The organism is Robinsoniella sp. KNHs210 (genome assembly GCF_000686105.1).
GTDB classification, from domain to species: domain Bacteria; phylum Bacillota; class Clostridia; order Lachnospirales; family Lachnospiraceae; genus Robinsoniella; species Robinsoniella peoriensis.
In genome coordinates this window covers 376,902-388,535 of sequence record NZ_JMLZ01000002.1, presented here as the reverse complement: position 1 = coordinate 388,535, position 11,634 = coordinate 376,902, and the positions used below count along the sequence as shown (strand labels likewise).

Annotated in this window: 10 protein-coding genes; 3 read left to right on the top strand and 7 right to left on the bottom strand. The window is 42.9% G+C overall.

The window, feature by feature from the left end; genetic code table 11:
- Positions 1-149 precede the first annotated feature (149 nt).
- From rlmD to CD03_RS32930, 3 genes are all read right to left on the bottom strand, one after another.
- Positions 150-1,511, bottom strand: a complete 1,362-nt coding sequence (rlmD, locus tag CD03_RS0108535; RefSeq protein ID WP_044289846.1) for a 23S rRNA (uracil(1939)-C(5))-methyltransferase RlmD — start codon at positions 1,509-1,511, stop codon at positions 150-152.
- Positions 1,512-1,677: 166 nt separating this feature from the next.
- Positions 1,678-2,622 carry a 3'-5' exoribonuclease YhaM family protein gene (locus CD03_RS0108530; protein ID WP_027293284.1) on the bottom strand — a complete coding sequence of 315 codons (945 nt, stop codon included), beginning with the start codon at positions 2,620-2,622 and terminating at the stop codon, positions 1,678-1,680.
- 81 nt (positions 2,623-2,703) lie between these two features.
- Entirely contained in the window at positions 2,704-4,017 is a 1,314-nt protein-coding gene (locus CD03_RS32930; RefSeq protein WP_044289250.1) for a S1C family serine protease, read from the bottom strand.
- Between the two features lie 218 nt (positions 4,018-4,235).
- Between CD03_RS32930 and CD03_RS0108520 the strand changes: the two genes are divergently transcribed.
- From CD03_RS0108520 to CD03_RS0108510, 3 genes are read left to right on the top strand one after another with little or no spacing between them, the layout of a single operon-like run.
- Complete coding sequence (locus tag CD03_RS0108520; protein ID WP_027293283.1) at positions 4,236-6,614, top strand: endonuclease MutS2; 2,379 nt, start codon at positions 4,236-4,238, stop codon at positions 6,612-6,614.
- Between the two features lie 48 nt (positions 6,615-6,662).
- On the top strand, positions 6,663-7,364 hold the full coding sequence (locus tag CD03_RS0108515; RefSeq protein ID WP_027293282.1) for a response regulator transcription factor: 702 nt from the start codon (positions 6,663-6,665) through the stop codon (positions 7,362-7,364).
- Positions 7,364-8,797, top strand: a complete 1,434-nt coding sequence (locus CD03_RS0108510; RefSeq protein ID WP_027293281.1) for an ATP-binding protein — start codon at positions 7,364-7,366, stop codon at positions 8,795-8,797. The genes CD03_RS0108515 and CD03_RS0108510 overlap by 1 nt, the downstream gene beginning before the upstream one ends.
- A 188-nt stretch (positions 8,798-8,985) precedes the next feature.
- Here the strand turns inward: CD03_RS0108510 and CD03_RS0108505 are convergent, their stop codons facing one another.
- The 4 genes from CD03_RS0108505 to CD03_RS0108490 form a co-directional block, all read right to left on the bottom strand.
- Positions 8,986-9,381, bottom strand: a complete 396-nt coding sequence (locus CD03_RS0108505; RefSeq protein ID WP_027293280.1) for a ribosomal maturation YjgA family protein — start codon at positions 9,379-9,381, stop codon at positions 8,986-8,988.
- On the bottom strand, positions 9,368-9,868 hold the full coding sequence (locus tag CD03_RS0108500) for a tRNA (cytidine(34)-2'-O)-methyltransferase (RefSeq protein WP_027293279.1): 501 nt from the start codon (positions 9,866-9,868) through the stop codon (positions 9,368-9,370). The genes CD03_RS0108505 and CD03_RS0108500 overlap by 14 nt, the downstream gene beginning before the upstream one ends.
- A gap of 120 nt (positions 9,869-9,988) precedes the next feature.
- A complete protein-coding gene (locus tag CD03_RS0108495; RefSeq protein WP_027293278.1) occupies positions 9,989-11,152 on the bottom strand; it encodes an aminotransferase class I/II-fold pyridoxal phosphate-dependent enzyme in 1,164 nt (387 codons plus the stop codon).
- Complete coding sequence (locus CD03_RS0108490; RefSeq protein ID WP_027293277.1) at positions 11,149-11,631, bottom strand: Lrp/AsnC family transcriptional regulator; 483 nt, start codon at positions 11,629-11,631, stop codon at positions 11,149-11,151. Before CD03_RS0108490 ends, CD03_RS0108495 begins: the two co-directional genes overlap by 4 nt.
- Positions 11,632-11,634: the final 3 nt, after the last annotated feature.

Genomic DNA, 11,634 nt, shown 5'->3' with positions numbered 1-11,634 from the left:
GTCCATTTTTACATATAAAGTATTATGTTTTACCTTTTGCCAAAATGTTCATTTTTCTTACCCCACCCTAGTCATCGGAAACTTATATCATTCCAATACCAGCATAAGCACACCTACATACCATCATCAAAACCGTCAAACCCTTTGATTTACTGGCCTTTTCTCGTCAGCAGAGCCACGGTTTCAACATGCCCAGTATTCCCAAACATATCCACCCCCCGCACTCTCTCAACCTCATACCCCCCATCACAGAGATACCTAAGATCCCTGGCTAGCGTAGCACTATCACAACTCACATACACCACCTTTTGAACCCCCATCTCCAGGATAGCCTTCAGCAAAGCTTCCTCACACCCTTTCCTGGGCGGATCAACCACAATCACATCAGCTTTCACATTCTCCTCAGCCAGCTTCTTAGGCAGTACCTCTTCTGATTTCCCCACATAAAACTCCGCATTCTCAATCCCATTTAACTTCGCATTCCTCCTGGCGTCCTCTATCGCCTCCGGCACGATTTCCACCCCATATACCTGCTTAGCCCGTTGAGCTAAAAACAGTGAAATGGTCCCGATTCCACAATAAAGATCCCACACCGTCTCATTCCCGGTAAGCCCCGCATATTCAAGTGCGGTGCCATAAAGTTTCTCCGTCTGTGCCGGATTTACCTGATAGAAAGACAGCGGAGAAATCTGATACTTCACATCACCGATATAATCTTCAATATATCCTTTTCCCCACAATTCTACAATCTCTCTTCCAAGAATTACATTTGTTTTCTCCCGATTTGCATTCAGGGTTATGCTGGTCATTCCATCAAGTTCGCAGAGGCTTTTGATCAGTTCCTCCTGATTTGGCAGAGACTTCCCATTTACAATGATGCAGACCATAATCTCTTTTGTCCGAAAACCATAACGGATCAGAACATGGCGCACCAGCCCTTTTCCGGTAGCTTCATCGTAAGAAGAAACTTTGTTTTCGGTCATATAATCAATGACTTTATCTAATATGGTTTCGTTGATGTCAACGCCGAGGAAGCACTTTCGATTGGGAATGATATTATGGGTTCTTCCTGCATAAAAGCCTGCGATAATATTGCCGTCTTTATCTGTTCCGATGGGGAACTGGGCTTTGTTCCGGTAATAAAACGGTTCTTTCATTCCTATGATAGGCTCCATGGGTGGATTTTCAAACTTCCCGATTCGGATCAGATTGTTACGGATTTTATTTTCTTTGAATTTGAGCTGTTGTTCGTAGGACATTTCCTGAATCTGGCAGCCACCGCATTGCCTGGCAACCGGACATTTTGCTTCTATGCGGTATGGGGACGGCTCTTTAATAGTTAGCATTCTTGCGTAGCCATAATTCTTCTTGGCTTTCGTGATTTTTGCCTCGATCACATCTCCTATCACAGCATCTTTGACAAACAGCGTATATCCGTCTACCTTGCCGATTCCTTCTCCATCCATACCAATATCTTCTATTTTTACTTTTACTAAATCATTCTTCTTCATTGAAATAACTTCTGCTCGACCATTCTTTTTCATTAAAATAATTTCCCTTTCATCTGCCTGATATAAATTACAATTGCAAATATAGCAGGCACCGACCGGGCTGCCTGCTATACACTTTCTAACTATTTTGCTGCATCATATCTTTTAAATAACATCTATCTCTCCATTAAATACTGGTCTTTCGAATATTAGATTCAAACAACCGGTTGTACCCAAGCCAGTCCGTATTATCCCCGGCACCCATGATAATCTCCTTCATGGTCTCCATCTTCGCATCCGTATTATCAGCCAGATTAAGTGCCACTGCTTCTGCCAGTGCCGGTTTTTTCGGGGAACCGTATTCCAGTTCTCCATGGTGTGCAAGGATGCAGTGTCTTAATTCGCTTGCCAGTTTTGCCGGGAAGTTTGGTATTTTCCGGATACTGCTGCCCAGTAATTCCGCACCGATGAATATGTGTCCCAGAAGCTGTCCGTCATCTGTGTAATCATTCTCCGGAAATGCAGATAATTCACGCATTTTTCCGATATCATGGAATACTGCTGAGGTAAACAGCAGATCTTTATTCAAAAACGGATACTGACGTACATAGTCTGCGCAGAGGTTCAGTACACCAAGTGTATGTTCTAATAATCCTCCGACAAATCCATGATGTACGGATTTCGCAGCCGAATGGAATTTAAATGCTTTGATAAAACTTTCATTTTCTACAAAAAAGCTGTCTGTAAGCTCTTTGAGATATGGGTTTTGGATCTGTCCAATCAGACTCAGAAGCTCTTTGTACATTTCTTCAATATCCCTGGAACTCACCGGAAGATAATCAGCTGGTTCATATTCGCCAACCTGTGCTTTTCTTACACGTTTTATGTTCAACTGCAGAGTTCCCTGGAAGCTGGTTACGTCTCCTACTACATCTATGTAATCCATGGCATCGAAATCATCGATTCCCTGGGAATTGGGATCCCAGATCTTCGCATCGATTGTGCCTGTTTTGTCCTGAAGAACTACGTTTTCATATGTTTTTCCGTTTTTAGTAACCGCGGATTGTTTATATTTGCATAAATAGATATCTCCTACACGTTCACTCTCATGCAGCATTTCAATGTATTTCATAATCTTTTTTCTCTTACCTTTCCAAACTGTATATTATTTATATTCGCCGTCCACGATTATACCACAAATAACCTCAGGAATCTACTGTGCATTTCCAAGTGTCACGTCAGCGGGAATTTCTGCGTAATTTCCATCCATTCCCTGGCGCATCAGCAGTACATGGGCGATCTCCTCCGGCTTTAATTTACCAAGCTGGTCGCTGTACTGTTTCATATTCGTGATTTTTTCCCCATTAATGGATATCAGTATATCTGCTTTTTGTATACCGGCATACATTGCGGGAGAATCTGCGGCTATTTCTTTTACATAGACACCTTCCGGGATATGGGATTCCTTTTGGATGCTCTCCGTAACTTCTTTTCCGATAATGCCCATATAAGCCATTTCTACGTTATTGGTCATATTCTCAATCATCTGCCGTATTTCGGAAATCGATACACCGGTTACTGTGGACTGTTCCGCTTGATTTGAAAAATCCCTGGTGATGACTCCTACTATTTTACCGTCCAGATTGACAAGAATACCACTGCCTTCGCTGCTACCAATGATATCGGTATTGATCATGTTATATTCCCTGTCCTCTACCGAAGTTGGTAATATGGATGTGACCATTCCAAAAGCAATGGATTCTGTATAGCCCAGGGGACTGCCAATGGCTATTACAGGAGCTCCCTGCGCAACCGAGCAGGAACTCGCTAATGCTGAGGTATCGATCAGATTCTTCGTTTCTTCCGGAATCTTGCTGATCGGAAGCCTCACCAGCGCCATATCGGTAGTGGGATCCTGTTTCTGCAAGTCCGCATCCACAGTTGTCGCATCTGGAAATGTTACCCGTAAACGTTCTGCACTTTCTATTACGGCAGACTCTGTCAGCACGTACATATAAGCGCCATTTGCAGCCACAATCAGTCCGGATGCCTCCACATTATTTTCGGAAGGTTCATTGAACAGGTCTACATTGCTGCTGCTTCCCGTCACTGTGACCACAGCTCTTTGTGCTTCTCTGGCAACGGAATACATCTGACTGTAAAGTTTCTTATAATCGGACAGATTCAGTGCCTTTTCTTCTATAACTGTCTGCGGTATGATCTCGCTCTCTTTTTCCGTCACCGCTGCGTCGGTCGGTTTTTCTGTCGGTTTTTCGGTCGGTTTCTCCGCTGGCTTATCCGTTTCTTCTTCTTGCGCAATTACGATCTGTGTCGGGGTCTGGGGCTCACCAAATTTCTGTTTAGCCCAAGGTGTGATGATTGCAAATGTTAATCCGGCTACAGCGCCAAACACAACTGCAAGTCCTACAGCCGCTCCCGTCTTCAGAAACCATTTCTTCTTATAAAATGGCTTTGTCTTAATATGCTCATTGATAAAAGTAAAATCCTTTTTTCCTTGTTGCGACATAAAAGTACTCTCCTTCTCACAGTAAAACACATATCCCCACAGTAATGTCCTAATTCTATCAAACACATATGAACAATCTATGAATTTTAGAAAAATTTAGGTTTTCAATTGTCCGTTTATGGGGTATGATAGAAGCAGGCTTACCAGAGCGTGTCTGAAAAACCACTGCACCAATCCCCACGCTCTAACTATAAAATAAAAGATAAACAGGTGAATTTATGAATCAAAAAGCATTAAAGACATTAGAGTATTACAAAATCATAGATCAGCTTACGGAATTTGCAGGTTCCCTTCTTGGAAAAGAACAGTGTAAGAATCTTCTTCCTTCCTCTGATATAGAAGAAATTGGCAGAATGCAGCACGAAACCAGAGACGCCCTTTTACGCATTTATCAAAAGGGCAGCGTTTCCTTTTCCGGGGTAACGGATATACGGGGTTCTTTAAAGCGCCTTGATATTGGAAGTATCCTTAGTATGGAAGAATTACTTCGTATCTGTAAACTGCTTGAGACCTGCAGCCGCGTGAAATCCTATTCCCGCGGTGAGACTGACAATGACGAACCGGACTGTCTGGATGAGATGTTCGAGGCATTGCAGCCGCTGACTCCGCTTTCTACGGAAATCAGACGCTGTATCCCATCAGAAACGGAGATCAGCGATGATGCCAGCCCTGCCCTGCATCACATCAGACGCCAGATGAAGCAGACGAATGACAGGATCCATTCCCAGCTTTCTTCTATGGTAAATGGCTCAGTCCGTACTTATTTACAGGATGCGGTTATTACTATGAGAAATGGACGTTACTGCATTCCCGTAAAGGCAGAATACCGGGGCCAGGTACCTGGTATGATCCATGACCAGTCTTCTACCGGCTCCACTTTATTCGTGGAACCTATGGCTGTAGTGAAGCTGAACAATGACATTCGGGAACTGGAATTAAAGGAAGAAAAAGAAATTGAAGTTATCCTTTCTACGTTGAGTTCAAAGGCAGCTGAGGAAATGGAGGCTTTGGAAGACGATCTGGCATTGCTGACAAAATTAGACTTTATTTTTGCCCGTGCCCTGCTGGCTAAATCTTATAACGGAAGCGAACCGATTTTCAATGAACGGGGATATATTAATATCAAAAAAGGCCGCCATCCGTTACTGGACAAAAAGAAGGTAGTGCCAATTGATATCCAGCTTGGCCAGAAATTTGAACTGCTGATTATTACCGGTCCGAATACCGGTGGTAAAACCGTTTCCTTAAAAACGGTAGGTCTGTTTACCCTGATGGGACAGGCAGGCCTGCATATTCCGGCATTTGACCGCTCGGAACTGGCTGTATTTGAAGAGGTATATGCAGATATCGGAGATGAGCAGAGTATTGAGCAAAGCCTTAGTACCTTCTCTTCCCATATGACTAATATCGTTTCTATTTTGGAACATGCAACAGATAAATCCCTTGTACTGTTTGATGAATTAGGGGCAGGAACTGACCCTACGGAAGGCGCCGCTCTTGCAATTGCCATTCTGAGCAATCTGCACCGTCAGGGCATCCGGACAATGGCCACGACTCATTACAGTGAACTGAAAGTATATGCCCTTACAACCCCCGGGGTGGAAAACGGCTGCTGCGAATTCAACGTAGAGACCCTCCGCCCTACTTATCGTCTCTTAATCGGCATTCCCGGCAAAAGTAACGCTTTTGCCATATCCGGTAAGCTCGGACTGCCCCAGGAGATCATTGAGGAAGCAAAAGGACATTTAAGTGAGCAGGATGAGAGTTTCGAAGACCTGATTACGGATCTGGAAAACAGCCGTGTAACCATTGAACAGGAACGGGATGAAATCAACCGCTATAAGCAGGAAATTCAGACCTTAAAAGAAAAACTGGAAGAAAAGCAGGTAAAACTGAATACCAGCAAAGATAAGATTTTAAGAGAAGCAAATGAACAGGCCCACCAGATTCTCCGTGAAGCAAAAGAATATGCAGACACTACCATTAAGAATTTCAACAAATTCGGCAAAGCTGGGATTTCTTCCAAACAAATGGAACAGGAACGCAGCCGTCTGCGTGAAAAAATGTCTTCCGTAGAAAAGAATCTGGCTATGAAGACAGAAAAAAAAGCAGTGAAAGCAATCAAGCCAAAAGAACTTCGCGTAGGCGACAGTGTAAAAGTACTGAGTCTGAATCTGCGGGGAACCGTAAGTACCCTGCCCAACGCGAAAGGTGATCTGTTTGTACAAATGGGTATTCTGCGCTCCCAGGTAAATGTAAGTGACCTGGAACGCATTGATGAACCGGTTATTACCGCCCCGAACATGAGCAGATCCAGCAGCGGCAAGATAAAGATGTCCAAATCTGCATCTGTGGGCATTGAAATCAACCTGCTTGGCAAGACCTCTGACGAAGCCCTTGCCGAACTGGACAAATATCTGGATGACGCTTACCTGGCACACATGCCTTCTGTACGCGTTGTACACGGTAAAGGTACCGGCGCACTTCGTAAAGCGGTGCACAATTATCTGAAGCGTTCTAAAATCGTAGCTTCTTACCGCCTTGGTGAATTTGGTGAAGGTGATTCCGGAGTTACTATCGTAGAATTTAAGAAGTAGTAGAATGGGATATTCACTTACATTTATTCCACATTTAAGGAGGTCATTATGGTGACAAGACAGAAAATCATGATCGTAGATGATGATGCTAACATTGCAGAACTTATATCTCTGTATTTAACAAAAGAATGTTTTGATACAAAAATGGTATATGACGGGGAAGAGGCTATTAAAGAATTTGACCAATTTCAACCGAACCTGATCCTGCTGGATCTGATGCTTCCGGGTATGGATGGCTATCAGGTCTGCCGTGAAATCAGGCAGAAATCTTCCGTTCCAATTATTATGCTTTCCGCAAAAGGAGAAATCTTTGATAAAGTTTTAGGTTTAGAATTAGGTGCAGATGATTATATGATTAAGCCCTTTGATTCCAAAGAACTGGTAGCCCGGGTAAAAGCGGTACTCCGCCGCTTCCAGCCGGAGAAACCTGCAGCTGCAAAGCCAGCCGGAAAATACGTGGAGTACCAGGATCTGGTGATCAATCAGACCAATTATTCCGTTGTCTATATGGGGGAAACCGTTGATATGCCGCCGAAAGAACTGGAATTATTATACTTCCTGGCTTCTTCCCCAAATCAGGTGTTTACCAGAGAACAGCTTCTGGATCATATCTGGGGCTATGAATATATCGGCGATACCCGAACCGTAGACGTACATATTAAGCGCCTTCGTGAAAAAATTAAGGACCATGCAAACTGGGCGATTTCCACTGTCTGGGGCATCGGTTACAAATTTGAGGTGAAATCTTAATGAAAAAAGCTTTATACATTAAGTTCATTTCCGTATTTCTCGTATTCGGAATCCTGAGCTTTGTACTGATCTCCACCTTAAGTTCCTTCCTGACCCACAAATACCTGGTTAATTCAAAAGCGGAAGCCATGTATAAGGAACTGAATGTCCTTGCCTCCGGTCAGATCGCAGAATCCTATTCGGGTGGCGGACCTTCCATGCTGGAGATCTACACCAATATGCGGGCGCTGGCATCCTACCAGTCCGCCCAGATCTGGCTGATTAACACTAAGGGACAGATTTTATTGAATTCCGGAGAAATCTATGATCCGGAACATTTGAAAACCATTAACGGATTTGACCCTACGGCGCTGACTTCCAGTTATTATCAGGTAGGCAGCTTCTTCAACAGCTTTTCTACCGATGTTTTAAGTGTGGTAGTACCGGTCACATCCAACTATAAAGTAAAAGGCTATATCTCCATGCATTATAATATGTCCCAGCTGGAATCAGAGAAGAATTCAGTCCTGAATATCTCCTACATTACCTTTGGACTGATTTTCCTGTTATCCCTGATTATACTGGGTGCGTTTACTGCAATGGTGTACATCCCCATCAAGAAGATTATCCAGGCGGTAAACGAATATGCCAGCGGCAATCTGAATTACACACTACCGGTGGAGACTGACGATGAGATCGGATATCTGGCTGCTTCCCTGAACTATATGGCAAGTGAACTGAATAAATCGGGTGAATATCAGAGAAAATTTATATCCAATATTTCACATGATTTCCGTTCTCCGCTGACCTCAATCAAAGGCTATGTAGAAGCTATCCAGGATGGAACCATTCCACCGGAAATGCAGGACAAGTACCTGAAAATTGTACTTTCGGAAACGGAACGGCTGAACAAGCTCACCCGTGGACTTCTGACTCTGAACAACTTCGATGACAAAGGAACCTTACTGGAGCTTACCGACTTTGACATTAACGGTATCATAAAAGATACCGCTGCATCCTTTGAAGGAACCTGTACCAATAAGCGGATTACCATACAGCTTGTTTTTGAATCACAGAATCTGTTTGTAAATGCAGACATGGGTAAAATCCAGCAGGTACTATACAACCTGATCGACAATGCCATCAAATTCAGTCACCAGGACTCTTCCATTTTTATTGAAACTACGGTGAGGCATGAAAAGGTATTCGTTTCGGTAAAAGACACCGGAGAAGGCATTCCCAAAGAAAGTATCAAGAAAATATGGGAAAGATTCTATAAGACGGACCCCTCCAGAGGAAAAGATAAAAAGGGCACCGGACTTGGGCTCGCCATTACAAAAGAGATCATTCAGGCGCATAATGAAAATATCAATGTTGTCAGCACCTTAGGCGTGGGCACTGAATTTACCTTTACTTTGGCAAAAGCAAAAGAAACAGCCAATCAGGAAGCTTAATTATATCTCAAATAAAAAGAAGACAGCCGGATTTTGGGTTCTCCCTGAACTCACAGCTGTCTTCCTTTTTTAATCTTATTAAATTTTTTATTTGAATACCAGACGTAACTTGCTATTAGAAACTTCGATTGCTTTAACATAAGCTGCCAGCTATTTTATCTACTATAGGCTTTAACCATCTAAATGTTTTATAATTGCTTACGATACACTAGAAATTCATACAATCCAAGCAGCATACATCCCACTGCATAACTCCAAATATCTTTCCAGTCAAATACAGACCCTAAAGCCACCCTTGCAAAGGCATTATCCTGCAGTCCCAACAATTCCACAAGATGAAAATATTGCAAACCTTCCACAAAAACTGCAAATAAGAATACATACAGGGGCAGCATGTGGATACCTTCCGGGCAGAATATGCGCACAAAGCTGTAAACTACGATCACAACGAGTACATCACCTATATAAGGGCGAATGAATTGATCATGCACAAATAGTGCAATCCACACTTCTGTTAAAAATAATACAGCAAACAGACCGGCAAATATCAGACGCTTTCGGTTTTTACTATTATTTCCAATCATATTTTGTGAGATGGCCTTCCAGCTGCATATGGTCAAACTGATTCTGACGCAGTGCCTCATAAAGGACAATGGATACGGAATTTGCCAGATTTAAGGAGCGGATATCACCGATCATAGGAATTCTGACTGTTGTTTCCTGGTTCTCCAGCAGAATTTCTTCCGGTATTCCGGCACTTTCTTTGCCAAACATAATATAGCAGTCCGGCTCATAGGAAGCTTCTGTGTATACCTGAGGCGCTTTGGTGCTTGCCATATAAATTTTAGCGCCCGGGTTTTTACTTAGGAAATCCTCATAATTAACGTAAGTGGTTACATCCAGATCCTTCCAATAATCCATTCCTGCCCTTTTAATTTCTTTTTCATTTAGACGAAATCCCAGTGGCTCAATAAGATGAAGCCTGGTTCCTGTTGCCACACAGGTTCTTCCGATATTGCCTGTATTTGCAGGGATTTCCGGTTCGTATAATACAATATTTAATTTTGCCATTTTAAGCTTATCCTCCTGATCAGTCTTATCTTCCGTATTTTATTCTGAATTCTGTCCTAATCGCGTGTTTACAGATTCATTTCATGAATCTGAATTCCCACTTTCTGACATGATTACACCTTATCCACGCAGCTTATTAATAAAGCGCTCCAGGTGCTTCAGTGCTACCTTCAGATTCTCAAGGGAATACGCATATGAGATACGAAGATACCCTTCGCCGCAGTCTCCAAATGCAGATCCCGGAACTACAGCTACTTTTTCCTCTTCTAACAGCCTTGTGGCAAAATCTTCTGAGGTCATTCCGAATTCTTTTATGCACGGGAATACATAAAAAGCTCCAAAGGGTTCAAAACAGGGCAGTCCCATTTCTTTAAAGGCATGCATCAGATAGCGCCTTCTGCCATTATATGCTTCCCGCATTTCGGCAACATCACCATCGCCGTTTTTCATAGCCTCAATTGCAGCATATTGGCTGTTGGTTGGCGCACACATTATGGCAAACTGATGAATTTTGGTCATCTGTGCCGTTATCACCTCCGGCGCACATACATAGCCTAAGCGCCATCCTGTCATGGCATATGACTTGGAAAATCCATTAATCGTAATGGTCCTCTCACGCATTCCGGGAAGGCTTGCAATAGATACATGATCTCCGTTGTAGGTCAGTTCCGAATAAATTTCATCTGATAGTACATATAAATCTTTTTCAATGATTACCTCTGCTATTTCTTCCAGGTCTTTCCGGCTCATGACTGCACCGGTTGGATTGTTTGGAAAAGGCAGAACCAGAATCTTGGTTTTCTCCGTAATCCCATCCAGAAGTTCCTGTTTCGTCAAACGAAACTCATTCTCTTCTTTCAGATTGATTACCTTTGGCACCCCGTCTGCCAGTACAACACAGGGCAGATATGACACAAAGCTTGGCTGCGGGATAAGAACTTCATCCCCCGGGTTCAGCATGGCACGCATTGCCAGGTCGATCGCCTCACTTCCACCAACGGTAACCAGAGTTTCCTTGTCCGGAGAATATTCTATATTACATCTGCGTTTCAAATATTTACATATCTCCACACGGAGTTCTTTTAGTCCTGCATTGGAAGTATAAAAAGTCCTTCCCTTTTCCAGGGCATAGATTCCCTCATCTCTCACATGCCAGGGAGTATCAAAATCCGGCTCCCCTACGCCAAGTGATATGACATCATCCATTTCACTTACAATATCAAAAAATTTACGTATACCGGATGGCTGGATTCCAACCACCTTATCTGCTATAGGATTTCTCACGGGGTCACCAGCATCCTTTCATCTTTGACTTTTTTATCAAATATCGTTCCATGGTCTTTATATTTCTTCAAAACAAAATGTGTCGCTGTACTTAATACCGTATCCAGCGTAGAAAGTTTATCCGAAACAAATCCGGATACCTCTTTTAACGTTTTCCCTTCCAGAATTACCATCAGGTCATAAGCACCGGAAATCAGATATACGGAACGTACTTCCGGATAATTATAAATTCGCTCAGCAATGGAATCGAATCCCTGTCCCCTTTGGGGCGTTACCCGAACTTCAATCAGTGCCGTAATCTTTTCTGTAGATGTCTTGTCCCAGTCAATTAAGGTATGATATCCACAGATTACCTTCTCATGTTCCATTTTTGCAATCTCATTTGCTATCGTTATCTCATCCGAACCTAGTAATACCGCCAGTTCTTTCAGATCGATGCGGCTGTTTTTCTCTAAAAATGTTAATATCTGCTCTCTCATCTT

What these genes read in the sequence shown, in the direction of transcription:
- rlmD (WP_044289846.1), bottom strand. Translation starts at nt 1,511, where the DNA reads ATGAAGAAGAATGATTTAGTAAAAGTAAAAATAGAAGATATTGGTATG.
- CD03_RS0108530 (WP_027293284.1), bottom strand. Translation starts at nt 2,622, where the DNA reads ATGAAATACATTGAAATGCTGCATGAGAGTGAACGTGTAGGAGATATC.
- CD03_RS32930 (WP_044289250.1), bottom strand. Translation starts at nt 4,017, where the DNA reads ATGTCGCAACAAGGAAAAAAGGATTTTACTTTTATCAATGAGCATATT.
- CD03_RS0108520 (WP_027293283.1), top strand. Translation starts at nt 4,236, where the DNA reads ATGAATCAAAAAGCATTAAAGACATTAGAGTATTACAAAATCATAGAT.
- CD03_RS0108515 (WP_027293282.1), top strand. Translation starts at nt 6,663, where the DNA reads ATGGTGACAAGACAGAAAATCATGATCGTAGATGATGATGCTAACATT.
- CD03_RS0108510 (WP_027293281.1), top strand. Translation starts at nt 7,364, where the DNA reads ATGAAAAAAGCTTTATACATTAAGTTCATTTCCGTATTTCTCGTATTC.
- CD03_RS0108505 (WP_027293280.1), bottom strand. Translation starts at nt 9,381, where the DNA reads ATGATTGGAAATAATAGTAAAAACCGAAAGCGTCTGATATTTGCCGGT.
- CD03_RS0108500 (WP_027293279.1), bottom strand. Translation starts at nt 9,868, where the DNA reads ATGGCAAAATTAAATATTGTATTATACGAACCGGAAATCCCTGCAAAT.
- CD03_RS0108490 (WP_027293277.1), bottom strand. Translation starts at nt 11,631, where the DNA reads ATGAGAGAGCAGATATTAACATTTTTAGAGAAAAACAGCCGCATCGAT.